Origin of the sequence: Krasilnikoviella flava (genome assembly GCF_900167525.1) — a bacterium.
In the GTDB taxonomy this organism is placed as follows: domain Bacteria; phylum Actinomycetota; class Actinomycetes; order Actinomycetales; family Cellulomonadaceae; genus Isoptericola; species Isoptericola flavus.
Genome location: NZ_FUZQ01000001.1, coordinates 796,959 through 821,347 on the forward strand (window position 1 = coordinate 796,959; position 24,389 = coordinate 821,347).

Genomic DNA, 24,389 nt, shown 5'->3' on the forward strand with positions numbered 1-24,389 from the left:
GAGCGCCCGAGGTCGCCCCGCGAGCACCGCCCCGAGGAGTCGAGATGGCCCACGCACGCACCGCCGCCGGCGTCGCCGCCGGTCTGCTCCTGAGCGGCGCCGCCGTGCTCGCGGCCGCCATGCCCGCGACCGCGGGCACCGACCCGAGCGTCGGCCCGAACCCGAGCAGCAGCCCGAGCACCACGGACTACCCGCCGCCCGAGGAGCCGACGCTCACCGCGCAGATCTTCCAGCCCGAGTGCGACGGCGACGTGCCCTACCTGCGCTACGCCGTCATCGCCACGGGCACCGAGAACACCACGGTGACGATCACGTGGATCAACCCCTCGGGCGACGACGTCGTCCAGGCCGGACTGCCGATGAGCGGCCGGGTGCTGTGGCCCGGGGCCGTCGTGGACGCGTCGGGCGCCCCGCTCGACTGGCCCGGCTGGCGCCTCGAGGGCGGGGTGTGGGTGGAGGGCGACGAGTTCGACTGGGTGCGCCCGTCCGTGGACGTGAAGCTCGAGGTGAACCCCGAGCTCACCATGACCGCCGCCTACCCGCCGTCCTCCCCGGGCTGCGCGACGGATCCTCCCGGGACGACCCCGCCCGAGGAGGGCGACCCGACCCCCGGCACGACCGTCCCCGCCGCGGCGCCCGCCGACGGCGCGCCGCCCGCGGACGGCGCCCCGCCCGCCACGCCCGCGGCGGGCTTCCTGCCGCAGACGGGTGCGGGCGTCGCCGGGCTCGTCGCCGCGTCCGCCGCACTGGTGGCCGCGGGCAGTGTCGCCGTCACCGTCGCGCGACGCCGCCGCACCGACCACTGAGCACTGAGCACTGAGCACTGAGCACTGAGCACTGAGCACTGAGCACTGAGCACGATCGAGCGCGATTGCGCAGGTCGGCGACGCGTCAGGTCTCCACCACGATGGTCACCGGGCCGTCGTTCACCAGCTCGACGGCCATGTCCGCCCCGAACCTCCCGGTCGCGACCTCGAGCCCGCGCCCGCGCAGGTCGGCCACGACCGCGTCCACCAACGGCTCCGCCACCGGGCCGGGCGCGGCCGCGTTCCAAGTGGGGCGGCGCCCCTTGCGCGCGTCGCCGTACAGCGTGAACTGGCTGACCACCAGCACCGGGGCGCCCTCGTCCGCCGCCGACCGCTCGTCGCGCAGGATGCGCAGCTCCGCGATCTTGCGCGCGACGGTCGCCACGTCGGCCGGGCCGTCGTCGTGCGTCACCCCGACGAGCGCGACCAGGCCGGGCCGGTCGATCGCACCGACCACCTCGCCGTCCACCGTGACGCTGGCGCGGGTGACCCGCTGCACGACCGCCCTCACGCGGCGGCCACCGGGAACGCCGGGCGCACCGCGCCCACCGGCACCCCGCCGCCCAGCACGGAGGTGACGCCGACGGCGTCGAGGGCCGCGAGGTCCGCCCCGGCGACCTCCGCCGCCCCCGCCGCGCGCAGGGCCGCCGCGAGGATGGCCGGCCGCGGCCGGTCGCCGCCGTCGAGGATCTTGAACGCCACCGCCGACCCGTCGGGCAGGCCCGCCGCGCACACGCCGTCAGCCCCGATCTTCGCGATCGCGCCCGGCACCGCGGTCATGACCAGCGTGTCCTCCCGCCCACGGCCGGCGACCATCTCGGGGTGGGCGGCCATCGCGCGCGCCACGCGTGCGGCGTCGGCGTCCGCACCCGGCGTCGAGCGCGAACCCGCGCCGGCGAGCCGGCCGAACGACCGTGCCAGGCCGAGCACCGACGTGGAGAACAGCGGCGCGCCGCAACCGTCCACGGTCATGTGCGGGTCGTCGTCGCCCGTCAGCGCGACGACGGCGGCCCGCACCGCCCCCTGCAGCGGGTGCGCGGGGTCGAGGTAGGTGGCCGTGTCCCACCCGGCCGCGACGCAGGTGGCGAGCATCGCGGCGTGCTTGCCGGAGCAGTTCTGCGCGATCCGTGCGGGCCCGTGCCCGGCCTCCTGCCAGGTGCGCGCCTCGGCCCGGCCGAGCGGCAGGTCGGGCGTGTTGCGCAGCGCGGACTCGTCGAGCCCGGCACCGGCGAGGATCTCACGCACCCCGGCCAGGTGCTCGGGAGCACCGCTGTGGCTGGCGGCGGCGAGCGCGAGCAACGGGGCCGGCAGGTCGAGGCCCGAGCGCAGCATCGCGAGGGCCTGCAGCGGCTTCACCGAGGAGCGCGGCCAGATCGTCGTCGCCGGGTCGCCCAGGGCGAGCTGCACGTCGCCGTCGGGACCGAGCACCACCAGGTGCCCCAGGTGCACCGACTCGACGAGATCCCCGCGCACCACCTCGGCCAACGGCACCGCGCCCTGCGCCACGGGCGCGACGGGCACGCGTGCGCCCTGCGCCGTCACCTCGCCCGCCACGTCACCAGCCGCCCGTCGGGCCCTGCGGGCGGCGCCCTCCGCCCGTACCGTACGGCTGGATCCGGGGCCGCACGTCCACCCAGTAGATGATCGCTGGCGTCACGGCGATGACGTTGAAGAACGATCCCGCCGTCATGAGCATCGGCGGCAGCCCGAACAACCCGATCAGCGCGGCGATGCCGAGGATCAGCAGCCAGATGTTCTTCTTCAGCTTCCCCTCGGACACGTAGGCGCGGGCGGGGCGGCGCACGGCGTCGAGGAACGCGACGAGCTGCACCACGAACACCACGACCGCGAGCGCGACGAGCAGGTAGTACTGGAGGGACCCGAAGGCGGCGGAGATCACTCGCCCGAGCCTACGGGAGCACGCGCATGCGGCGGGAGCGCGCGGCGCCGGCGACGTGCTCGTCCCAGGCGGCGACCACCGTGTCCTCGTGCGCGACGGCGAGCGCGCTCGCCACGTGCAGGGCGTCCGCGCCGCGCAGCGGCACGGGGCAGGACGCCAGCAGCTCGGCCGCGCGCTCGGAGACGTCGGGCGACACCTCGAGGGTGTGCAGCCCGGCGCTCAGCTCCTCCCACAGCGCCGTACCGCGGCGTCGCGCGAGCGGGTCGAGCACCCCGGCCCGCTCGCCGGCCGCGAGCGCCGCCCGCACCTCGGCGTCGGAGATGCGCGACGTGACCGCGACGTCGGCGCGGTTCCACAACGCGCTCGCGAGCCCGGACCCGGGCTCGTGCACGCACAGCTTCACCAGCGCGCTGGCGTCGAAGTAGACGAGGGCCATCCTGCTCCGTTCTCGTTCCTGGCGGTCGACTCTGTCGAGACCACGTCAGCGCCGGATGCGCCGCACGAGGTCGGACATGCGCGACGCGGGCCGCGACGCCGGGCGGGCGGCGGGACGCGCGACCGCGGCCGCGTCGTCGGGCAGCGCGTGCACGGGTCGCTCCGTCTCGGCGGGCGTGAGCAGGCCGTCGCGCACCAGCCCGGCGACGAGGTCCGCCGTCTGCACCCCCGACAGGCGGGCGACGGGTACCCCGCGGTCGGTGATGACGACCTCCTCGCCCGCCCGTGCCTTCTCGATCCACGACTTCAGCTCGGCGCGCAGCGCGCTGACGGAGACCTCCATGACCGACGACCGTACCGTCCCGGCCCTGCGCCGAACAGACACCGCCCGCCGAGGTGGTCCGCGAATCGCCGAGGTAGTTCGTGACACCGCGTCACGAACTACCTCGGCAGGATTCGGACTACCTCGGCGATTCCCGAACTACCTCGGCACGGGCGTCAGATGGCGCGGCGGTAGGCGCGGAACGCCAGCGACGCCAGCCCGCCCATGACGGCGACCGCGGCGGCGAGCAGGCCCAGGTGCAGCCACACGGCGCCCGGGTCGGCGAAGCCCTGCAGGGCGTCGCGCGCCACGACCACCGCCCAGTCGAACGGGTTGAACCGCGCTGCCGTGGCGATCCAGCCGGGCGCGAGTGCCGGGTCCATCACGGCCGACGACAGGAACATCAGCGGGATCGTCAGCAGCTGCGAGACGCCGATGAGCGCCTCCTGCTGCCGCGTGAGCAGCGCGACGGCGCCGGAGAGCGCGGCGAACAGGCAGCTCAGCAGCGCCACGGCGACCAGCATGACGAGCACGCCGGGGACGCCGCCGGGGAACCGCGCGCCGTCGAGCCACGCCACGCCCACGACCACCAGGGCCTGGGCGCACGCGAGCAGCGCGTACCAGGCCATCGAGGCGGACAGCAGCGCGCCGCGGCTCGTCGGCGAGGCGAGGAAGCGGTCCATGACGCCGCGGTCCATGTCCTGCACGAACGTGGTGCCGGCCCAGGCGGCGCCGCCCATCGCCGTCATCATGACGACGCCCGGGGTGAGGTACTCGAGGTAGCTGACCTCGGCGCCACCCGCGAACCCCGGGATCTCGATGACGGACCGGAAGAGCTGCCCGAACAGCAGGAGCCAGATCATCGGCTGCAGCAGGTTCATCACCATGAACACGGGGACGCGCATGCCCTGGCGGGCCTGGCGCCCCGTCAGGAGGGCCGCCTGCGTCAGCGCGCCCGTACGGCGCGGCGCGCGGAGGGTGGTCGTCGGGTCGGTCGTCAGGGTGCTCATGCCGCCACCTCCGTGGCCTCGGTGCCGGCGGTCCCGGCGCTCGTGCCCGCGGCCCGGTGGGCCGCCTCCAGGCTGCGGCCCGTGTGCCGCAGGTAGACGTCGTCGAGCGTGGGCCGGGACAGCCCCGCCGCCCGCACGCCGATCCCCGCGGCGTCGAGCGCCGCGAGCAGCGCCGGGAGCGCGGTGGCCCCGGCGTCGGCGCGCGCCCGCAGCACGCTTCCGTCGGCCGCGACGTCGACGACGCCGGGCACGCGACCCGCCACCGGGACGGCGGCCGCCGCGGTGGCGCCGTCGTCGAGATCGACGGTGACGCCGTCGCCGCGCAGCTCGTCCTTCAGCGCGTCGGGCGTGCCCGCGGTGACGACCCGGCCGGCGTCCACGATGGCGACCTGGTCGGCGAGGCGGTCGGCCTCCTCCAGGTAGTGCGTCGTGAGCAGGATCGTCATGCCGTCGCCGGCCGCCATGCGCTCGATCTCGGCCCACACCGCGGCGCGCGCCTCGGGGTCGAGGCCCGTGGTGGGCTCGTCGAGGAACAGCACCTGCGGCCGGTGCACGAGTCCGACGGCGACGTCGAGCTTGCGCGCCATCCCGCCGGACCAGGTCTTCACCAGGCGGTCGGCGGCGTGCGCGACGCCGAAGCGCTCGAGCAGCTCGTCGGCGCGCCCCCGGGCCTCGCCGGCCCGCAGGCCCTGGAGCCGGCCGGCCAGCACGAGGTTCTCGCGCCCCGTGCCCATGGGGTCGGTCACGGGGCGCTGCGCCACGTAGCCGATCGCCCGGCGGACGGCCGCCGGTTCCCGCACGACGTCGTGGCCCGCGACGCGCGCGGTCCCGCCGTCCGGCGCGGAGAGCGTCGCGAGGATCTTCACTGTGGTGGACTTCCCGGCGCCGTTGGGGCCGAGCAGGCCGAGCACGCTGCCTTGCGCGGCGGCCAGGTCGAGGCCGTCGAGCGCCCGCACGGAGCGGGCGGCGCGGCCGGGACCGCGGCCGGAGCCGTAGGTCTTGGTCAGGCCGGCGACGTCGATCGCGACGTCGGACGTGGTCGGGTGTGCGGACATGTCTCCTCCAGGGGAAATCGGAGGGTCCGGCGCACGCCCTAGGGTGGGAGTGCGTCTCGAGGTGCGGTCGTGCACCGGACCCGAGCCACCGGTCCCGGGCGATGGCAGTCGCCCGGGACCGTTCTCGTGCTCACTGCTGCGCTGAGGGCTTCTCCTCGTCCTTCCGCTCGCCGAAGAGCATCTTCGCCAGCAGGAGCATGAAGACGATCCAGCCGGCGACGAGGGCGAGCCACGACCACGACCACCCGACCGTGAAGCCCAGGACGGCGAAGACGACGAACGAGGTCATCCAGATCACGGACGTGAAGATGCCGAACCGGGCAGCCGCGTCGGGGTCCCGTTCGAACCGGTCGCCGACCGCACCATGCTCCCGGGCGACCTCACGGAACCACGCCTTCTTGCGGTTGGTCTGCGTGACGCCGAGCCCGACGAACAGGATCGCGCCCGGCACGACCGCGACCCCCGCGAAGGCGTATACCCACGAGGGGAACGTGCCGAGGACCGTGAAGAGTGCGAGCAGCAGCCCGAACACGGCGAGCCCGGTGGCCAGGTAGTAGCCGCCGGCTCGGCGGGACGGCAGCGGGTGGTTCGTCGTCGTCTCCTGCGAGAGCGAAAGCCCCACCACGAAGCCGGCCGCGCTGGCCGCCGTCAGCAGGATCCCGGCGACCGCGAGGTCGGGCAGGGCAAGGACGCCCGCCGCGTCGAGGGCCGCGACGGCGAGCAGACCGGCGAGCACCAGCGCCGCGATCACGACGCCGAGCACGAAGCCCGGCTTCGGGCGCACCTTGTGGGCGAGCATCGCCTGCGCCGTCGTCGCGTAGCCGGCCGGCGACACCGACCGGGGCGCACGGCCCGACCGCGGGGCGTCCGGCTCGTGGGGCGCGCCGGCGGCGTCCGCGACCAGCCCGCTCAGGTCGCCCAGCTCGTCGAAAGCGCGCCGGGCGGCCTCGTCCGGGGCGGCACCGCCGGCCTGCAGCTCGGCGGCCCGGGCCTCGAGGTTCGCCCGGATCTCCTCCTTGAGGTCCTGGACCTCAAGGCTCGGCTCGACGCCGGCGAACGCCTCGTCGAGGAGGCGGTGGACGGTGGTCATCGGGGGGTGTCCTTGTCTGTGCTGGAGCCGTCGGTACGGAGGAGGGAGTCGATGACGTCGCGGGTGGCGACCCACGCGTCGACGTTGCTCCGGTACACGGCACGCCCGGCGTCCGTGATCCGGTAGTACTTGCGGCGCCCGCCCTGGGACTCGTCGCCCCAATAGGCCTCGACCAGGCCGTCCTTGGTCAGACGGCGGTACGTCGCGTAGAGCGTGGCTTCCTTGATCTCGTGCGCACCGCCCGTGGCGTCGCGGATCGTCTTGTAGATCTCGAAGCCGTAGCGGTCCCCGCGACGGAGCGTCGCGAGCACGATCGTGTCGGTGTGGCCACGCAGCAGGTCGGCGGAGAACGCGTCGTCCGCCGTCGAAGTCTCAGCACGCTGCATCACGACAGGTACTGTATCTCATCAACTACTCGACGACAACGGGTTCTGGACGGGCACCGACAACCTGAGCCCGCCGAGGTAGTTCGGATCCCGCCGAGGTAGTTCGCCGCGCCGTCTGCCGGAGACCGTGCGAGCCTGCCAAGCGGGACGGGTTCCGACAGGCTCAACCACCGACGACGGCGCCGCCCGCCCGTGACAGGAAGGGCTGCCGATGGCTTCCGCACCGAGCGCACCGCCCGCCGAGCCGGAGGCGCTGCCTCAGCGCCGCGTGCTGGCCATCTTCGGCGGGCTCATGCTCGCGATGCTGCTCGCCGCCCTCGACCAGACGATCGTCGCGACGGCGCTGCCCACCATCGTCTCCGACCTCGGCGGCGCGGAGCACCTGTCGTGGGTCGTGACGGCGTACATGCTCGCCAGCACGGCCACCACGGTGCTGTGGGGCAAGCTCGGCGACCTCTACGGCCGCAAGGCCCTGTTCATCGCCTGCATCCTGATCTTCCTCGTCGGGTCGATCCTGGCCGGCACCTCCCAGACCATGGGCCAGCTCATCGCGTGGCGTGCCGTGCAGGGCGTGGGCGGCGGCGGGCTCATGGTGCTGTCGCAGGCGATCATCGGCGACGTCGTCCCGCCCCGGGAGCGCGGCAAGTACCAGGGTTTCTTCGGCGCCGTCTTCGGCGTCTCGTCCGTCGCCGGGCCGCTGCTCGGCGGCTTCTTCGTGGACAACCTGGACTGGCGCTGGGTCTTCTACATCAACATCCCCATCGGGATCGTCGCGCTGCTGGTCGTCGCGGCCGTGCTCCCCCACATCGAGGCCGGCAAGAAGCCCCGCATCGACTACGCCGGCATCATCCTGCTCGGCCTCGTCTCGACGTCGATCGTGCTGGTCACCAGCCTCGGCGGCACCACCTGGGAGTGGCAGTCGTGGCCGGTCTACGGGATGGTCGCGCTCGCCGTCGCGTCCCTGATCGGCTTCGTCGTCGTCGAGCAGCGCGCCCCCGAACCGGTGCTGCCCCTGCACCTGTTCCGCAGCAAGGTGTTCTCCGTCGCCGCCGCCGTCGGCTTCGTCGTCGGCTTCGCCATGTTCGGCGCGATCACCTACCTCCCGCTGTACCTGCAGACGGTCAAGGGGTCCACGCCCACCGAGTCCGGGCTCGAGATGACGCCGATGATGCTCGGCATGCTGCTCACGTCCATCGGGTCCGGGCAGCTCATCTCCCGCACCGGGCGGTACAAGATCTATCCGATCCTGGGGACGGCGATCACGTCGTGCGGGCTCTACCTGCTGTCGCTCATGGGTCGTGACACGACGACGCTGCAGGCGGGCCTGAGCATGTTCGTCCTCGGCGCCGGCCTGGGCATGGTCACCCAGGTGCTCGTCATCGCCGTGCAGAACGCCGTCAGCTACAAGGACCTCGGCACCGCGACGTCGGGCGCCACGTACTTCCGCACCATCGGCTCGTCCGTCGGCGTCGCCGTCTTCGGCACGATCTTCGCCAACCGGCTCGCGGGCGAGCTGGTCACCGCCGTCCCGTCGACCGCGCAGGGGCCGTGCGCACCCGACGCGCTGGCCGCCACCACGCAGACGCTCGCGCAGTGCCCGCCCGAGGTGCAGGACTGGTTCCTCGACGCGTACGCCGGCGCGCTGCACGTCGTCTTCCTCTGGGCCGTGCCCGTGGCCGTGCTCGCGTTCGCGCTCAGCTGGCTGTTGCCCGAGGTCGAGCTGCGCAGCGCCACCCGCGGGGACGGGCCGGGCAGCGCGGGGCAGGCGGCCGGCGAGTCGTTCGGGCTGGGGTCCGCCCGCACGTCGCTCGACGAGCTGCGGCTGATCCTGTGGCGCCGGGTGGGCAAGCTCGACCCGCTGCGGGTCTACGAGCTGATCGAGCGCGACAACGAACTCTCGGCCGAGGAGGCCTGGATGGTCACGCGGGTCTCGCTCAAGCGGAAGCGGTCCGTCCAGCTCATGGCCGAGCGCACGGAGGTGTCCCCCGAGACGGTGCGCCGGGTCGCGGAGGCGCTCGAGGCGCGGGGCCTCGTCGAGGTGGACGGCGACGCCGTGCTGGCCACGCCGGACGGCGACGTCGCGGCGGAGGCGATCAGGGAGTCGGAACGGCAGCGGCTGCGCCAGTACGTCGCCGAGTGGCCGGGCGGGGACGAGCCCGAGGTCGACGAGCTCGTGGAGCACCTGACGCACGCGCTGCTCGCCGACGACACGGACGTCGTCGAGACGCGCTGAGCCCGAACTACCTCGGCACGGTTCGGACTACCTCGGTGTCACATCTCGGGGAGGGCGTCGCGCGCCTCCTCGGGCGGCAGACCGGCAGCCTCGAGGAGGTCGACGACGGGCGAGCGCAGCAGCAGCACCAGCGACTGCACCTGCCAGTGCCCCGCGCCGAGGGTGCGCGGGTCGGTGTCCCGGGCGACCTCGAGCAGCGCGTCGCGCGCCTGCGCCATCCCGGTCCCCGTGCCGAGGGCCGCGGCGAGGAGGCGCACGCCGTGCGCCAGCCGGACGACGAGGTCCGCCACCGGGTCGGCCACGGGATCGACGGTGGGCGGGGGCGGGAGGTTGCCGGAGAGCGAGACGGCCGCCACCCGGTGGTCGCCGTCGTCCTCCAGCATGCCGAGCGACCGGAGCGTCGCGGGGGTGCGGCGCGCGAGGACCCGCACGGTGCGCATGGCCCGGTCGACGAGCACGGCCTGGGCGGCCAGCCGGGTGATCTCCGCGCGCAGCACCCGGTTGACGCTCACCCGCGCGATCTCGTCCGACTTCGTCGCGACGTCGTGCCAGTCCTCGAGCACCTTCTCGGCGGCGCGGCCCCGCACCAGCGCGGCGGCCAGCTCGTCGGGGTCGCCGTCGCGCAGGCCGCGCGCCACGGACTCCAGGGTCAGCGCCAGCTCCCGCGTCGCCTCCTGCGCCAGCGCGCGGATGCGACGGCGCGGGTCCCCGGGGGTGAGCAGGGCGACCAGCAGCGCGACGCCGCCCCCGACCAGCGCGTCCGTCCAGCGCCCGAACGCCCCGTTGGCCGCCACCGACGCGGGCAGGCCGACGACGACGCCCGCCTGGACGCCCGCCTGGATCGTCAGGAGGGGCCCCCGGTCGACGAACCGGGCGATGAGCGCCGAGACGCCCATGACGACGGCGATCTGCCACCAGCCCGACCCGATGACGTGCACCATGAGGTCGCCCAGCGCGACGCCGAGCGCGACGCCGGTGGCGACCTCGGCCACCTTGCGCAGCTCGCGGTCGAAGCTGAACCCCAGGCACACCCACGCCGCGATGGCGGCGAAGAACGGCTGCGTGTGCCCGAGCACGACCGTGGCGAGCCCATAGGCGACGCCCGCGGCCAGCGCGGCCTGCACGACCGGCCAGAAGGAGACGCGGACCCGCGAGATGCCCTGCCGCACACGGATGCGGCGGGGCAGGGTGCGCAGCGCCGCCCGCGCGACGTCGCCCGCGCGACGGGACACGGGGATGCCGCCCGCAGGACGGGCCGCCGGCTCGTCGCTCACGGGCACCCGCTCACAGCAGGCTCTGGGGCGCGTCCGGTCCCCGCGGGGTGAGCCCGCGTGCGAGAGGCCCGTGCGCCTCGGGCCGGTCCGCGGAGACCCCGTCGCCGGGGACCACCACCTCCTGCGCCGCCGCGACGTGCAGCTCCTGGCCGCCGACCTCGCCCACCACGGTGAGCTCGGCGTCCTCGGGCACCGAGCGCTTGACGACAGCGAGCGCCACCGGCCCGAGCTCGTGGTGCCGCGCGACCGTGGTCACGGCCCCGACGGCGCGCCCCTCGGCACCGCCCAGCCGCACCTCGGCCCCCGCCTCGGGGACCACGTGCTGGGAGCCGTCGAGGTGCAGCAGCACGAGACGACGCGGCGGGCGGCCCAGGTTGTGCACCCGCGCGATCGTCTCCTGCCCGCGGTAGCAGCCCTTGTGCAGGTGGACGGCGGTGCGCAGCCAGTCGAGCTCGTGCGGCACGCTGCGGTGGTCGACCTCGTGGGCGAGCCGCGGCCGCCACGCCTCGACGCGCAGCGCCTCGGTGGCCCAGGTGCCGGCGAGCCGCCACCCGGCCGCCTCGCGCTCGGCGACGGCACGCTCCAGGTCGGCGCGCGGCACGAGGACCAGCCTCCAGGGACGGTCGGCCCCGGGGTGCTCGTTCTCCGGCGGGCCGTACCGGGTGCCGCCCTGGGCGACGCGCGGCCAGGTGTCCCACCAGGTCACGGGCTCGCCCTCGGCACCCTCCGCCGCGACAGGCTCGCCGAGCGCCGCGTACTCGTCCGAGAGGTCCTCGATCTCGACCCGCATCATGAACTTCATGCGCTCGAGCCAGGCGGCGAGGGGCGCGGCGTGGTCCCCCTCGGTGACCAGCCACGTGGCCTCGCCGTCGTCGACGACGCCCGCGGCGTGCTCGACGTGGCCCTGCGGGGACAGGACGAACAGCTCGGTGGAGGTGCGCGGCCCCAGTGCCTGCACGTCCTGCGAGGTGATCGAGTGCAACCAGGTCAGCCGGTCGGGCCCGGCGACGCGCACGACGCCCAGGTGCGACTGGTCGACGACGGCACCGCCGCGCGCGAGGGCGCGCTGCTCGGCCACCGGGTCGCCGTAGTGCCAGGCGACGCCCTCGTCGGCGCCCGTGGCCGCGACGGCACCGTGCCGGGACAGGAGCGGGGAGGCGGCCATCAGTCGGCCTCGACCCGGTCCAGCTGTGCGGAGGCGTAGGAGCCGAGCGGGTGCCCGAACGCGGCGAGCTCCTCGACCCACATGAGCCGCCCCTCGACCAGGCCGTACAGCCGCTTCGCGGCGGTGACCTCGGCGGCGGTCGACGTGCGGGCCACGAAGTCGGTGGCGAGGTCGACGCGGCCGTTGCCGACCACGCCCAGGAACAGGGACAGCCGGCCCGACGCGTCGGTCACGAGCACCTCGAGCGCGTGCCGGTCGTCCTCGAGCCCCTCCGGGCGGTCGCTGGACACGCGCCAGTAGCCGGTCTCCGTCGACCAGACCGTGTCGGGCTCGTCGTCGCCCGCCCCCTCACCGTCGGCAGCGGCGGCGGAGCGCACGCGCAGCGTGGACTCGAAGCGCAGGTAGGGGCCGCCGTCGTGGTCGAAGACGAGGTCGTGCACGAACGGCGTCTCGTCGATGCCGGTGTACTCGATCACGCCCTCGCCCCGCCAGCGGCCCACGAGCCACGCGAGCGGGTAGGTCTCGGGCGCGAGGCCCTCGGGGAAGGCGAAGGGCATCAGCGCTGGCCCTGGAACAGCTTGTAGACGACGTATCCGGCGAACCAGACGATCGTGATCGACACGACGACCAGCAGACCGGTGAACACTGCCTCGAGAGCATGGATCGACATGCCGCGATCCTACCCAGCCGCCCCGGCGTCGGTCAGCGCGGGGGTGCGCCGGGAGTGTCCGGTGTGAGTAAGGTCGCCGCCCATGAGCACCCCCACCGCTGCGACGCCCGCGCGCTCGCTCGTGATCAAGACCACGTCCGGGACCGAGCGAGCGGAGGCCGCGAACCAGGCCCTCACCGTCGCGGCGGCGGCCGTCGCCGCGGGCGCGGAGGTGAGCCTGTGGCTCACCGGGGAGTCCGCGTGGTTCGCGGTTCCCGGCCGCGTCGCGGAGCTCGCCCTCGAGCACGCGGCGCCCGCCACCGACCTGCTGGCCGCCGTCCTCGCCGCCGGCTCGGTCACCCTCTGCACGCAGTGCGCCGCCCGCCGCGGGATCGGTCCCGACGACGTGCTCCCCGGCATCCGCATCGCCGGCGCCGCCGTCTTCGCCGAGGAGGTGCTGCGGCCCGGCGCGCAGGCGCTCGTCTACTGACCGTCGGGCCGGCGCGTGTGAGGCGCGCCACCTGGTGCCCGCAGACCCTCCCGCCGGGCGCGTCCGGTGTCGTAGATTGAAGTTTGAAGCACCGCGCCGCCCCGCCCCGCCCCTGCGCCGAGGCCGCGGAGCGCACTCCACGAGGCCGCCCCCGCCCCCGGCGGGCGCCGGCCCACCGACGTCCTGATCCCGGAGAACCGCCCCATGACCTCGCCCACCCGGACCTGGAACGACCTCGTCATCCCGGCAGCGGGGACGTACCTGCTCGACGAGGCGCACAAGCGCCTGGGCTTCCTCGCGATGCACATGATGGTCAGCCCCGTGCGCGGTGAGTTCCCGGTGGGCACGGCGGCCATCCACGTCGCCGAGGACCCCCTGCGGTCGTCGGTGTCCGCGACGCTCGAGACGGCGACGATCACCACGCACAACCCGGACCGCGACGCCCACCTGCGCAGCCCCGACTTCCTCGACGTCGAGAACCACCCGACGATCGAGTTCCGCAGCACCGGGATCGAGTGGCGCACCACCCAGGAGGACCCGATGTTCTCCTGGGCGCGGCTGAAGGGCCGCGCGCCCGGTCGCACCCCCGCTCCGCAGCAGGCGATGCGCACGTCCGCGAAGTTCCTGCTGCACGGCAACCTCACGATCCGCGGCGTGACCCACCCGATCGCGCTGAACGCGGAGTTCGGCGGCGCACGGCAGGACCCGTTCGGCAACGACATCTTCGGCTTCAACGCCGTGGCGGACTTCGAGCGGGAGAAGTACGGCCTCACCTGGAACGTCGCCCTCGAGGCGGGCGGCGTGCTCGTCGCCAAGACGGTGCGCATCGAGCTCGCGGGCGAGGCTATCCGGCAGGCCGCCCCGGAGCCCGCACCGGCGATCTGAGCCGGGTCACGGCCCGGCCCGTCGGGGCTTACGCGAGGACCAGGCGCCCGACGACGAACACGAGGATGCCGCCGACGGCGACCGGCGCCGTGACGGCGGCCAGCACCGCCCGGCGGCTCGTCAGCGCGGGCTGACGCTCGAACAGCAGGCGCAGCACGGCGACCACCAGGCCGGTCACGGCGCCGGCGACCAGGCCGCTCACCGGGTCGATCGACGGCAGGAGCGTCGCCGCCCCGCCCGCCACGACGGCGCCCAGCGCCACGCCCACGAGCGATCCCACCCAGCCGCGCGCGACGGGCGTCGCGGACACCGCCGCCGCCACCGCGAGGCCGAGGGCGCTCACGACGACCAGCGACGCCCCCGCCTCGGAACGGCCCGCGGCCACCCAGCCCGAGCAGCACACGGCCACGACCGCGCCGGTCACCGTGCCGCTCACGGACTCCACGAGCCGGGGCCGCCCGCCGCGGCGCAGCATCTCCGCGACGAAGGCCAGCACCAGCGCCATCGCGAGGACCAGCGGCACGTTGCGCAGCACCGGCTCGCCCTCGGTCGCCCACGCCACCGCGACCGCCCCGAGCCCCGCGAGCGCCACGACCACGGTCGTCCCGCCCTGCGCCGGGAGCCGCAGCAGCGGCGCCCATCCGGTCGCGAGGAGCAGCACGAGGGCCCCGGCCACCGCCGTCAGGGGCAGGTCGCCGTAGGCGTCGAGGGCCGCGGCGGCCGCGACGACGGCGGAGAGGACGGCCGTCCAGACGGCACGGGTGGTCACGGTCACGACGACGAGTGTGGCAGACCGTGCGGCGCGACCGACCCCCCGCCGGCAACGTCCCGAGCACCTCCAGGACACCCCCGACACAGTCCGGTCAACGAACGGAAACGCGCCCGCAACACGGTTCGGGGCACACTGCGGGGACTGGTCGGTAGACCGGGACGGGTGCGGTGTGACCAACACCGCAGCCGCGGTACGTTGGCGGACGCACCTGTCGGACGCTGTCGAACGGACCGTCCGACGACCGGGAGGAGGTGCCGGTGGCCGAGCTGCTGATCCTCACGCCCGCGTCAGGCGGATCCGTCGAGGTACTGCCCGCACTGGGCCTGCTGAACCACCGGGTCCGGGTGCTGCCCATGGAGCCTTCGGCCCTGGTCGACGCCCCGGACTCCGACGTCGTGCTGCTGGACGCGCGCCGCGACCTCGTCGCCGCCCGCACCACGTGCCGGCTGCTGCACGCCACCGGACTCACCGTGCCCCTCGTGCTCGTGCTCACCGAGGGCGGCCTCACCGTCGTCACGCACGAGTGGGGTGCCGCCGACCTGCTGCTCGAGACGGCGTCGCCCGCCGAGGTCGAGGCGCGGCTGCGGCTCGTCGTGGAGAAGTCCGCGCGCGGCCCCGTCGACGACGGCCCGCAGGAGATCGCCGCCGGCGACCTCGCGATCGACGCGGGCGGCTACACCGCGCGGCTGCGCGGGCGTCCCATCGACCTCACCTACAAGGAGTTCGAGCTCCTCAAGTACCTGGTGCAGCACCCCGGCCGCGTGTTCACCCGCGCGCAGCTGCTGCAGGAGGTGTGGGGCTACGACTACTACGGGGGCACCCGCACCGTGGACGTGCACGTGCGGCGCCTGCGCGCCAAGCTCGGCCCCGAGCACGAGCAGCTCATCGGCACCGTCCGCAACGTGGGCTACCGGTTCGACCCGCCGAAGGAGCCGCGGCCGGTCGAGGGCGAGGAGCCGGGCGGCGCGACGGCGGAGGGCAAGGGCACGGCCGGGCGCACGGCCCCGGCCCGCTGACGCCGCCCCCGCACAGGCCACGGCTCTTCGCAGCGGGTAGGTTCGACCGGTGACCGCGATGTCGGACTCCAGCGATTTCTCCAGCGCCCTGGTCGAGGGGCCCTGGCGGCACGAGCTCGTGCCCGCCAACGGTGCCCGCTTCCACGTGGCGCTGGCCGGTCCCGACCGGACGAACGGCGGCCGCAGCCCGCTCGTCGTCCTGCTGCACGGCTTCCCCCAGTTCTGGTGGGCGTGGCGGCACCAGATCGGTCAGCTCGCGGACGCCGGGTACCGGGTGGCGGCGATGGACCTGCGCGGCGTCGGCGCCTCCGACAAGCCGCCGTCCGGCTACGACGTCCCGACCGGCACCCAGGACGTTGCAGGCGTGGTGCGTTCGCTCGGCCACGACCGGGCGGTCGTCGTCGGGCACGGCACGGGCGGCATGACCGCGTGGTCGATGGCGCGGCTGCAGCCGGCGGTGACCGCGGCCGTGGCCGCCGTCTCGGCGCCGCATCCGGGCCGGCTGCACGTGTCGGGCCGGCAGCTGCTCACCCCGCTGGCCCGCCGCCAGCTCGCCGCCTACCAGCTGCCCACGCTGCCCGAGCGTCGCCTCACGGGCGGCGACCAGGTGGCGCGCGTGCTGCGCGACGGCGCGGCGCGGCCGCTCGGCACGGACGCCTTCGAGCTCTACCGCACCGTGATGCGGATCCCGTTCGCGGCCCACACCGTGATGGAGTCGCTGCGCTGGATGGTGCGCTCGACGCCGCGGCCCGACGGGCGCCGCTACCTCGCGGCGCTGCGCCAGCCGGTCGACGTGCCCGTGCTGCAGGTGCACGGCACGCTGGACGGCTTCCTCGACCCGCGGAACGCCCCCGTCGACGGTGCGGCGCTCGCCCGCGACTTCCGCTACGAGACCGTCGACGGCGCCGGGCACTTCCTACCCGAGGAGGCGCCCGACGAGGTCGGCAAGCTGCTCGTCGACTGGCTCGACCACGCCCTCGCCGGCTGAGCCGCGACCACCCCGCCGGTCGAGCCTGTCGAGACCGCCACCGACGTCAGCCCCGCGGCCCCGGCTTCACGAGCTTCGCGGCCGCGACCGGGTCCGTCTCGCCGATCCCGAACGACGGGCACCACCGCGCCACCGGGCACGCCCCGCAGGCCGGCCGCCGCGCATGGCACCGGCGCCGCCCGTGCCACACCAGGTGATGGCTGAGCATCGTCCAGTCCTTCTTCGGGAAAAGCGCCCCGACCTCGTGCTCGACCTTGACCGGGTCCTCCTGGTCGGTCCAGCCGAAGCGGCGCGCGAGGCGGCCGAAGTGCGTGTCCACCGTGATCCCCGGGACGCCGAACGCGTTGCCCAGCACCACGTTCGCCGTCTTGCGGCCCACGCCCGGCAGCGTCACCAGGTCCTCCAGGCGAGCCGGGACCTCGCCGTCGAACCGTTCGACGAGCGCCTGCCCCAGCCCGATGATCGAGCGCGTCTTGGCGCGGAAGAAGCCGAGCGGCTTGAACAGCTCCTCCATCTCGGCCGGGTCGGCGCCCGCGTACGCGGCGGCGTCCGGGTACCGGGCGAAGATCGCCGGGGTCGTGGCGTTGACCCGCACGTCCGTGGTCTGCGCCGACAGCACGGTGGCGACCAGCAGTTCGAGCGGCGTCGTGAAGTCCAGCTCCGCGCGGGCGTCCGGGTACGTGACCGCGAGCTCGCGGTCGATGCGGCGCGCGCGGCGCACCAGCGCGACGTGCGACTCCCCGGTGGGCGTCGCGTCGGCTGAGGTCGCGGAGGCTGGCGTCGTCGGCACGTGGCGAGCCTAGCGACGCCCGCCGACACCGCCTCCCGGCGCTTCGTCGTGCCGCGATTTGGTGAGGTGAGGCAGACTGAGAACCGGAACACACCCACTTGACAACCCCCGGACGACCGCACCCCACCCGGGGAGGCCGCCCCCGAACCACGTGAGGAATCCTGTGGACGACACCGTCGTGCTCTCCGCCCCTCTCTTCGCGGACATGGAATCCGAGGAGACGAAGGCGCTCTTCGAGTCCATGATCCCGGTCGAGCTGACCCGCGGAGACGTCCTCTTCCGCGAGGGCGAGCCCGGCGACCGGCTCTACGTCATCGCGCAGGGGAAGATCAAGCTCGGCCGTCGGTCGAGCGACGGCCGGGAGAACCTGCTGTCGATCCTCGGCCCCGGCGAGATGTTCGGCGAGCTCTCGCTGTTCGACCCGGGACCCCGCACCGCGACGGCCTCGTCCGTGTCCGACGCGCTCGTCTACGAGCTGCGCCACCAGGCCCTCGTGCAGTGGATCGCCGCGCACCCCAGTGTCGCCACCACGCTGCTCGGCGCCCTGGCCCGTCGCCTGCGCCGCACCAACGAGACCCTGGCCGACCTCGTCTTCTCCGATGTCCCCGGCCGCGTCGCCAAGGCCCTCCTCGACCTCTCCGCCCGCTTCGGCGAGCCCAACGACGACGGCATCCGCGTGGCGCACGACCTCACGCAGGAGGAGCTCGCCCAGCTCGTCGGCGCCTCCCGCGAGACCGTCAACAAGGCGCTGGCCGACTTCGCCACCCGCGGCTGGGTCCGCCGCGAGGGTCGCGCCGTCGTCCTGCTCGACATCGACCGCCTGGAGCGCCGGGCGCGCTGACCGCGTGGGCCCGCGGCGCCGTGCCGCCGCAGACGGAAGGGGCGCTCTTCGCCCGGTCGCGTTCATGCGCCTCTGGGGCGCCCGGCTTCCGGAACGCTACGACCTGGGCGAAGGGCGCCCCTTCCCGTCGCCCCCTCACCCCGCGGTTCGCGCCCGGGCCATGACTCGGGTGCCGCCGGGTCCACGGGCTGCGACGTCCGGCCGGACGGCTGACGGTCAGGGGCGGTAGCCACGCACGAAGACGCCCACGCCGGCCACGATCCACGTGTCGCGTTCGGGCAGCGCCGCCCCCGGCGGGCCGGGCGTCGCCGAGACGAGCCTGCCGAGGTGGACGGCGGCGCGATCGGCGTCGTCGATCCGCAGCCAGCCCGCGTCGGACCACTGCGCGAGCCGGTCGGCCAGGGCGCGTTGCACCCGCACGGGCCCCGCCTCCCACCACGCCGCGACGACGTCCGGCCCGAGGTGCGCCGCCTCGGCCCGCACCTGGCCGATGAGGGCCCGGTGGGCCGCGGACTCCGCACTCCCCCGCAGCCACGCGACGGCGAAGCCGACCAGCGCCGGCTCGATCTCCGCGGCGCCCGCGACTCCGTCGAGGTGTCGTTTCACCAGCTCGACCTCCGCCTCGGCGACGCGGCCGGCCGAGGCCGCGACGACGGCGTCGAACAGCGCCGACTTGTCGGCGAAGTGCTTGTAGATCGTCCGGGTCGACACCCCGGAGGCCTCGGCGATCGCGCCGATGCTGGCGCGGACGTACCCGTCGGACGCGAACACCTCGAGCGCCCCTGCGACGATCGCCGCCCGCTTGTCCGCACGCAGCCGCCCGCTCGCGGGCCGGTCGCCGTCGTCGCCCATGGCTCTCCTCCTGCCGCTCGCTGGCGTGGCCGAGACTAGCATGTAAAGTGCTCGTTGTACTTTACCGATGAGTCAGGAGCATGAGATGACCCGCATCGCCATCCTCACGGCAAGCACCCGGACGCACCGACGCGGCAAGGCGGTGGCCGACTGGACCCTCGAGACCGCGCGCCGGGTCGGCCCCGTCGACGCGACGTTCGAAGCGCTCGACCTCGCAGCGTTCGGGCTCCCGGTGCTCGACGAACCCGCGCCCGCGGCGTGGGGACTCGTCGCCCACGATCACACCCGCCGGTGGTCCGAGGCGGTCGCCGGCTTCGACGGGTACGTCTTCGTGACGCCGGAGTACAACCACGGCGTCCCCGGCGTGCTGAAGAACGCCGTCGACTACCTCTTCTACGAGTGGAACGACAAGGCCGCCGGCTTCGTCAGCTACGGCGTCAACGGCGGCGTCCGTGCCGTCGAACAGCTGCGCCAGACCGCGGCCGAGCTCAAGCTCGCCGACGTGCGCACCCAGGTCGTGCTCAACACCTACACCGACTTCGACTACACCGGCCTGGACGTCACGGACCCCACGGTCACCGGGCTGTTCTCGCCGGCCGGACGGCACACCGACGACCTCGCCCAGCTGCTCGACGAGCTCGTGACGTGGAGCCGGGCCCTGGCTCCGGTGCGCGCCCTGGCGGGCGCGCGCTGATGGCCCCGGCCGCCTCGCGGCCGGCACCGGGCGCCCGCCGGGCGACGTCCGCGCGCGCGACGCTGCTGGTCGTGCTCGCGGGCTTCCTCGCCCTGCCGATGTCGATGTCGGGCGCGAGCGTCGCGATCCCCCGGATCGCCGCCGGCCTGGGCACCGGTGGCGCGGCCGCGCAGTGGGTGGTGACGGCATACTTCCTCACCGCCTCCGCGCTCATGCTGATCTCCGGGTCGCTGGCCGACGCCGTCGGGCGGCGAAGGGTGTACCGGGCCGGCGCCGTGGCCTACGCGACCGGCAGCCTCGCCGCGGCCCTCGCACCGGGGATCGGCGTGCTGCTCGCCGCCCGGGTGCTCACCGGTGCCGGGGCCGCGGGCGTGATGGCGGCCGGCGGGGCCCTGGTCGCCGCGACGTTCTCGGGCAGGGCCCGCACCCGGGCGTTCGCGGCGGTGGGCACGACGGCGGGCCTGGGGCTGGCACTGGGCCCGCCCGTATCGGGATGGCTCGTGGACGCGCTCGGCTGGCGCCTCGGGTTCGCCGTCTTCGCTCTGGCGGGCCTCGGCCTGGTGGCGGGGACCTGGGCGCTGCCCGAGAGCCGCGCCGCGACCCGGCCGCGCGTCGACTGGGCCGGGGCCGCGCTGATCGCGTCCGGCCTCGCGGGCACCCTGCTCGCCGTCTCCCAGGGACCCGGTCGCGGCTGGACGGACCCCCTCGTCCTCGGCGCCGCCGCCGTCGGCGTCCTCGGGATCGGCCTCGCCGTCGCCGTCGAGAGGCGGGTGCCGCACCCCGTGCTGGAGCTTCGGCTGCTGCGCCGTCGCCGGTTCATGGGCTGGCTGCTCGCGGCGGGCACGATGGCGCTGGGGTTCGGCGGAGTGCTGTCCTTCCTGCCCAGCTACCTCCAGTCCCCCGCCGGGTACAGCGCTACCGCGGCCGGCGCGGTGATGCTGCTGCCGACCATCCCGATGGTGGGCCTGCCGCCGCTCGCCGCCGCCGCGATCAACCGCGGCGCGAGCCCGGGGGCGCTCGTCACCGGCGCGCTCCTGCTGCTGGCCGCGGGCAACGCATGGCTCACCGTCCTCGCACCCGACGTCGGCCTCGCAACGCTCGCCGGCCCGCTCCTGGCCGTCGGCGCGGGCGTCGGACTCGCGTCCGGGACCATCGATGCGCAGGCCATGGACCAGATCGACGAGGACCACGTGGGCATGGCGGCCGGGATGCTCAACACGGTGCGAGCGGCCGCCAACGCGCTCGTCCTGGCCCTCTTCGGCGCTGCGCTCGTCGGGCTCCTCTCCGCCCGGCTGGGTTCATCGGAGCTCGCCGGACGGGTGGTGACGGGCAACGTCCCGGCGGCGGGTGCCGACACCCTCGCCGCCCACCTCACCGACGTCTGGCACCTCACGCTGTGGGCCGCCACCGGCGTGTGCGTGGCGGGCGCCGTCGCGACCGGCGTCCTGGTGCGCGACGGCGCCCGGCGGAACGGGCGGTGACGCGGCTGCGGGTGGGGACGCGGCTGCGGGTGGGGACGCGGCTGCGGGTGGGGACGAGGTCCTGCGACGGACCTCGTCCCCACCCGCGGGACCAGCGACGAGAGCACCTCGGTCAGGAAGTGAGCTCCACGATCAGCTCGACCTCGACAGGCGCGTCCAGGGGAAGCGCCGCAACCCCGACGGCAGAACGCGCATGCACGCCCGCGTCGCCGAAGATCTCACCGAGCACGTTCGACGCGCCGTTGATGACGCCGGGCTGACCGGTGAACGACGGATCCGAGGCGACGAAGCCCGTCACCTTCACGACCCGGGCGCCGTCGAGGGTCCCCACGAGCGAGCGCACCGCCGCGAGGGCGTTGAGCGCGCAGGTGCGCGCCAGGTCGGCGGCGGTGTCGGGGGCGACGAGGCCGTCGCCCTCCCCCACCTTGCCCGTCACCGGCAGCGCCCCGTCGACGAACGGCAGCTGGCCGGCCGTGTAGACGTAGTTCCCGGAGCGGACGGCGGGCACGTAGCTCGCGACGGGCGGGGCGACGTCGGGCAGGGAGATGCCGAGCTCGGCGAGGCGGGCCTCGGGCGAGGCGCCGGCGGTGGTGCTCATCACTGCCCGCCGGAGGGGCGCTTGAGGTAGGCGACCAGGTTGGTGCTGTCGGGGCCGGGGACGACCTGGACGAGCTCCCACCCGTCGGCCCCCCATTGGTCGAGGATCGCCTTCGTGTTGTGGATCAGCAGGGGGATGGTCGCGTACTCCCACGTGGTAGCCATGCCGCGATCGTAACCATCGGCCGACGTCCCGACGCTCCCACGACCGGTCCACAGAACCTGCACAGCGGGTCGTCGCCGCCTGGCCGTGCCGAGACAGGGTCAGCCCTTACCCTGGTGGGCATGGCCAAATCCGACCCTCGCCGCATCACGCGCACGATGCCGGCGACGCAGCTCGTCGCGCTGCTGCTCGCGTTCGTCCTCGCGGCCGGTGTCGGCGGCGTCCTCGCCGCCGGCCTGGTCATCCCGATGGTGGCCGGGGCCAACGCCGCGGCGGACAGCACGGTCGCGATCTACGACGAGGTGCCCGCGGAGCTGGAGCCGCGGCCGATGTCGCAGCAGTCGCGCATCTACGCGGCCAACGGCAAGCTGCTCGCCACGTTCTACGCGCAGAACCGGGTCGTGGTGCCGATCGACGAGATCTCGGAGTCGATGCAGCACGCGGTGATCGCCATCGAGGACGAGCGCTTCTACGAGCACGGCGGCATCGACGTGCAGGGCATGACGCGCGCGCTGGCCAACAACGTGGCCGGCCACGCCACGCAGGGCGCCTCGACGCTGACGCAGCAGTACGTGAAGAACATGCTCATCGACCAGGCGCTGCAGGACGGCGACCAGTTCGCCGTCATCCAGGCGAGCGAGGACTCGATCTCCCGCAAGCTCACCGAGGCGAAGATGGCCATCTCCCTCGAGAAGACGATGAGCAAGGACGAGGTGCTGCAGGGCTACCTCAACGCCGCCCAGTTCGGCTCGCGCAGCATCTACGGCGTCGAGGCGGCGGCCCGCTACTACTTCGACAAGCACGCCTCGGAGCTGAACGTCGTCGAGGCCGCCACCATCGCCGGCATCACGAAGTCGCCGAGCCGCTTCGACCCCACGGTCAACCCGAAGGACGCCAAGGAGCGGCGCGACATCGTGCTGCAGAACATGTGGAAGCTCGGGTACATCTCCACCGAGGAGCGCGACGAGGCCAAGGCGACGTCGATCAAGAAGTCTCTCGACGTGAACCCGACCGAGATCGGCTGCAGCGCCGCCGGCGACTCCGCGTTCTTCTGCGACTACGTCACCAAGGAGATCGTCAACAACCCGGTGTTCGGCGAGACGAAGTCGGAGCGGCAGCAGCTGCTGTACCGCGGAGGCCTCGAGATCCACACCACGCTGGACCCGAAGAAGCAGAAGGCGGCCGCGCAGTCCGTCGAGGACGCCGTGAACCCCGGGGACGCGAGCGGCCTGCAGTCGGCGATCGTCTCGGTGGAGCCGGGCACGGGCAAGATTCTCGCGATGGCGCAGAACATCCCGTACACCCCGTCGGAGGGCGGCAAGAACACCACGCGCGTCAACTACTCGGCCGACCCGACGCACGGCGCCTCCGGCGGTTTCCAGGTGGGCTCGAACTTCAAGCCGTTCGTGCTGGCGGAGTGGCTCAAGGAGGGCCACACGCTGAGCGAGCGCGTGAACGCGACGAAGACGGCGCGCTGGCCGCAGAACTTCCAGACGCCGTGCGTGGGCAACCTGGCCGCGGCGGAGCCGTGGGCGCCGGCCAACTCGGAGGGCGTCGAGGTCGGCTACATCTCCGCCCTGGAGGCGACGTACGAGTCGGTCAACACCGCCTACGCGGCCATGGGTTACCAGCTCAACCTGTGCGACCTGCGCACCACCGCCTGGGACATGGGCTTCCGCCCCACCCGGTCAGTCCAGGACGGCGGGCGCGTCGTGACGGCGCCCGAGGAGACGGACATCGACATCCAGGCGCCGATGATCATCGGTACGCAGGAGTCGACGCCGCTGTACCAGGCCGCGGCCTACGCGACGCTCGCCTCCGGCGGCACCTACTGCTCGCCGATCGCCATCACGAGCGTCACCGGCCCGGGCGGCAAGGACTACGACGTCCCGGACGCGAACTGCGACAAGGACGCGCTCCCGGAGAACGTCGCCAACACCGTCGTGTACGCCATGGAGAAGGTGTTCTCCGGCACGGGTACCGCGCGCGCCCTCGGTGGTCTCTCCGACGGCCGCCCGGTGGCGGGCAAGACGGGGACGTCGCAGCTGTCCGCGCAGACGTGGTTCACCGGGTTCACGCCGAACCTGTCCACGTCCGTGTGGGTGGGCAACGCCGACAAGCCGAACGAGGACCACACCAGCGGCAACGTGGTGAACGGCCAGTACCACCGCATCCTCTACGGCTCGACGATCGCCGCACCGGCCTGGAAGCAGTACATGGACCAGGCCGTCGACGGCATGCCCGTCGAGGACTTCGGCAACGCCGACCCGGACCTGGTCGGTGTCGGGGCGATCCAGCCGTCCACGCCGGACGACGGCGGCGACGACTCGTCCGACGAGGGTGACGGGGACAACGGCGGCGACGAGGGCAAGGGCGACGAGGGCAACGACCGCGGCGGCAACGGCAACGGCCGCAACGACGCCGAGGCTGCCTGGGACGCCGTGACGAACGGCGACTGGGACGCGCTCGGCGACGCGTGGGGCGACAACTGACCG

Annotated in this window: 27 protein-coding genes; 10 read left to right on the forward strand and 17 right to left on the reverse strand. The window is 74.2% G+C overall.

Annotation, left to right across the window (positions count from 1 at the left end; all coding sequences use genetic code 11):
• Positions 1-44 precede the first annotated feature (44 nt).
• The gene (locus B5Y66_RS22455; RefSeq protein WP_079570936.1) at positions 45-806 is read left to right on the forward strand and encodes a hypothetical protein; all 762 of its coding nucleotides are present in this window, start codon (positions 45-47) and stop codon (positions 804-806) included.
• An 85-nt stretch (positions 807-891) separates the two neighbouring features.
• On the opposite strand, the gene dtd is transcribed toward B5Y66_RS22455, so the two are convergent.
• From dtd to B5Y66_RS03435, 9 genes are all read right to left on the reverse strand, one after another.
• A complete protein-coding gene (dtd, locus tag B5Y66_RS03395) occupies positions 892-1,317 on the reverse strand; it encodes a D-aminoacyl-tRNA deacylase (protein ID WP_079570939.1) in 426 nt (141 codons plus the stop codon).
• Complete coding sequence (locus B5Y66_RS03400) at positions 1,314-2,360, reverse strand: asparaginase (RefSeq protein ID WP_245806892.1); 1,047 nt, start codon at positions 2,358-2,360, stop codon at positions 1,314-1,316. The genes dtd and B5Y66_RS03400 overlap by 4 nt, the downstream gene beginning before the upstream one ends.
• Position 2,361: 1 nt before the next feature.
• Entirely contained in the window at positions 2,362-2,706 is a 345-nt protein-coding gene (locus tag B5Y66_RS03405) for a DUF2516 family protein (RefSeq protein ID WP_245806893.1), read from the reverse strand.
• 10 nt (positions 2,707-2,716) lie between these two features.
• Complete coding sequence (locus B5Y66_RS03410; RefSeq protein WP_079570942.1) at positions 2,717-3,142, reverse strand: type II toxin-antitoxin system VapC family toxin; 426 nt, start codon at positions 3,140-3,142, stop codon at positions 2,717-2,719.
• Positions 3,143-3,187: 45 nt separating this feature from the next.
• Positions 3,188-3,484: a type II toxin-antitoxin system Phd/YefM family antitoxin gene (locus B5Y66_RS03415; protein WP_079570945.1), complete on the reverse strand. Its 297-nt coding sequence runs from the start codon at positions 3,482-3,484 to the stop codon at positions 3,188-3,190.
• Between the two features lie 155 nt (positions 3,485-3,639).
• Entirely contained in the window at positions 3,640-4,473 is an 834-nt protein-coding gene (locus B5Y66_RS03420; RefSeq protein ID WP_079570948.1) for an ABC transporter permease, read from the reverse strand.
• Positions 4,470-5,528 (reverse strand): ABC transporter ATP-binding protein, encoded by a 1,059-nt coding sequence (locus tag B5Y66_RS03425; protein WP_079570951.1) that lies wholly within the window; start codon positions 5,526-5,528, stop codon positions 4,470-4,472. The genes B5Y66_RS03420 and B5Y66_RS03425 overlap by 4 nt, the downstream gene beginning before the upstream one ends.
• A gap of 130 nt (positions 5,529-5,658) precedes the next feature.
• Positions 5,659-6,618 carry a permease prefix domain 1-containing protein gene (locus B5Y66_RS03430; RefSeq protein WP_079570954.1) on the reverse strand — a complete coding sequence of 320 codons (960 nt, stop codon included), beginning with the start codon at positions 6,616-6,618 and terminating at the stop codon, positions 5,659-5,661.
• Positions 6,615-7,004 (reverse strand): PadR family transcriptional regulator, encoded by a 390-nt coding sequence (locus B5Y66_RS03435; RefSeq protein ID WP_079570956.1) that lies wholly within the window; start codon positions 7,002-7,004, stop codon positions 6,615-6,617. Before B5Y66_RS03435 ends, B5Y66_RS03430 begins: the two co-directional genes overlap by 4 nt.
• A 211-nt stretch (positions 7,005-7,215) precedes the next feature.
• On the opposite strand from B5Y66_RS03435, the gene B5Y66_RS03440 reads away from it, so the two are divergent.
• Positions 7,216-9,237 carry a DHA2 family efflux MFS transporter permease subunit gene (locus B5Y66_RS03440; protein WP_079570959.1) on the forward strand — a complete coding sequence of 674 codons (2,022 nt, stop codon included), beginning with the start codon at positions 7,216-7,218 and terminating at the stop codon, positions 9,235-9,237.
• Between the two features lie 38 nt (positions 9,238-9,275).
• Here B5Y66_RS03440 and B5Y66_RS03445 read toward each other — a convergent pair whose 3' ends face one another.
• The 3 genes from B5Y66_RS03445 to B5Y66_RS03455 are packed head-to-tail and all read right to left on the reverse strand — an operon-like array spanning position 9,276 to position 12,233.
• Positions 9,276-10,511, reverse strand: a complete 1,236-nt coding sequence (locus tag B5Y66_RS03445; RefSeq protein ID WP_245806894.1) for an FUSC family protein — start codon at positions 10,509-10,511, stop codon at positions 9,276-9,278.
• A 10-nt stretch (positions 10,512-10,521) separates the two neighbouring features.
• The gene (gene ygfZ, locus B5Y66_RS03450; RefSeq protein ID WP_079570963.1) at positions 10,522-11,676 is read right to left on the reverse strand and encodes a CAF17-like 4Fe-4S cluster assembly/insertion protein YgfZ; all 1,155 of its coding nucleotides are present in this window, start codon (positions 11,674-11,676) and stop codon (positions 10,522-10,524) included.
• Entirely contained in the window at positions 11,676-12,233 is a 558-nt protein-coding gene (locus B5Y66_RS03455; protein ID WP_079570966.1) for an FABP family protein, read from the reverse strand. The genes ygfZ and B5Y66_RS03455 overlap by 1 nt, the downstream gene beginning before the upstream one ends.
• Before the next feature lie 195 nt (positions 12,234-12,428).
• Between B5Y66_RS03455 and B5Y66_RS03460 the strand changes: the two genes are divergently transcribed.
• Positions 12,429-12,815 carry a DsrE family protein gene (locus B5Y66_RS03460; RefSeq protein WP_079570970.1) on the forward strand — a complete coding sequence of 129 codons (387 nt, stop codon included), beginning with the start codon at positions 12,429-12,431 and terminating at the stop codon, positions 12,813-12,815.
• Positions 12,816-13,019: 204 nt separating this feature from the next.
• Positions 13,020-13,700 (forward strand): YceI family protein, encoded by a 681-nt coding sequence (locus tag B5Y66_RS03465; RefSeq protein WP_079570973.1) that lies wholly within the window; start codon positions 13,020-13,022, stop codon positions 13,698-13,700.
• Between the two features lie 28 nt (positions 13,701-13,728).
• Here the strand turns inward: B5Y66_RS03465 and B5Y66_RS03470 are convergent, their stop codons facing one another.
• Entirely contained in the window at positions 13,729-14,475 is a 747-nt protein-coding gene (locus B5Y66_RS03470; RefSeq protein WP_079570975.1) for a hypothetical protein, read from the reverse strand.
• Positions 14,476-14,729: 254 nt separating this feature from the next.
• Here B5Y66_RS03470 and B5Y66_RS03475 point away from each other — a divergent pair, with 254 nt between their 5' ends.
• Both B5Y66_RS03475 and B5Y66_RS03480 read left to right on the forward strand, forming a co-directional pair.
• Entirely contained in the window at positions 14,730-15,488 is a 759-nt protein-coding gene (locus B5Y66_RS03475; protein ID WP_079570978.1) for a winged helix-turn-helix transcriptional regulator, read from the forward strand.
• 58 nt (positions 15,489-15,546) lie between these two features.
• A complete protein-coding gene (locus tag B5Y66_RS03480) occupies positions 15,547-16,476 on the forward strand; it encodes an alpha/beta fold hydrolase (protein WP_079571774.1) in 930 nt (309 codons plus the stop codon).
• Positions 16,477-16,522: 46 nt separating this feature from the next.
• Here B5Y66_RS03480 and nth read toward each other — a convergent pair whose 3' ends face one another.
• Positions 16,523-17,266: an endonuclease III gene (gene nth, locus B5Y66_RS03485; RefSeq protein ID WP_079570981.1), complete on the reverse strand. Its 744-nt coding sequence runs from the start codon at positions 17,264-17,266 to the stop codon at positions 16,523-16,525.
• A gap of 163 nt (positions 17,267-17,429) precedes the next feature.
• Here nth and B5Y66_RS03490 point away from each other — a divergent pair, with 163 nt between their 5' ends.
• Entirely contained in the window at positions 17,430-18,107 is a 678-nt protein-coding gene (locus B5Y66_RS03490) for a Crp/Fnr family transcriptional regulator (RefSeq protein ID WP_079570985.1), read from the forward strand.
• 216 nt (positions 18,108-18,323) lie between these two features.
• On the opposite strand, the gene B5Y66_RS03495 is transcribed toward B5Y66_RS03490, so the two are convergent.
• The gene (locus tag B5Y66_RS03495) at positions 18,324-18,959 is read right to left on the reverse strand and encodes a TetR/AcrR family transcriptional regulator (protein WP_079570988.1); all 636 of its coding nucleotides are present in this window, start codon (positions 18,957-18,959) and stop codon (positions 18,324-18,326) included.
• A gap of 85 nt (positions 18,960-19,044) precedes the next feature.
• On the opposite strand from B5Y66_RS03495, the gene B5Y66_RS03500 reads away from it, so the two are divergent.
• The gene (locus B5Y66_RS03500) at positions 19,045-19,653 is read left to right on the forward strand and encodes an NADPH-dependent FMN reductase (protein WP_079570991.1); all 609 of its coding nucleotides are present in this window, start codon (positions 19,045-19,047) and stop codon (positions 19,651-19,653) included.
• The gene (locus B5Y66_RS03505; RefSeq protein WP_079571776.1) at positions 19,653-21,134 is read left to right on the forward strand and encodes an MFS transporter; all 1,482 of its coding nucleotides are present in this window, start codon (positions 19,653-19,655) and stop codon (positions 21,132-21,134) included. Before B5Y66_RS03500 ends, B5Y66_RS03505 begins: the two co-directional genes overlap by 1 nt.
• A 112-nt stretch (positions 21,135-21,246) precedes the next feature.
• Here B5Y66_RS03505 and B5Y66_RS03510 read toward each other — a convergent pair whose 3' ends face one another.
• Positions 21,247-21,732: a RidA family protein gene (locus B5Y66_RS03510; RefSeq protein WP_079570994.1), complete on the reverse strand. Its 486-nt coding sequence runs from the start codon at positions 21,730-21,732 to the stop codon at positions 21,247-21,249.
• Positions 21,732-21,896 (reverse strand): DUF4177 domain-containing protein, encoded by a 165-nt coding sequence (locus B5Y66_RS03515; RefSeq protein WP_139820690.1) that lies wholly within the window; start codon positions 21,894-21,896, stop codon positions 21,732-21,734. The genes B5Y66_RS03510 and B5Y66_RS03515 overlap by 1 nt, the downstream gene beginning before the upstream one ends.
• 120 nt (positions 21,897-22,016) lie before the next feature.
• Between B5Y66_RS03515 and B5Y66_RS03520 the strand changes: the two genes are divergently transcribed.
• Positions 22,017-24,386: a transglycosylase domain-containing protein gene (locus B5Y66_RS03520; RefSeq protein ID WP_079570999.1), complete on the forward strand. Its 2,370-nt coding sequence runs from the start codon at positions 22,017-22,019 to the stop codon at positions 24,384-24,386.
• The last annotated feature ends 3 nt before the right edge of the window (positions 24,387-24,389 follow it).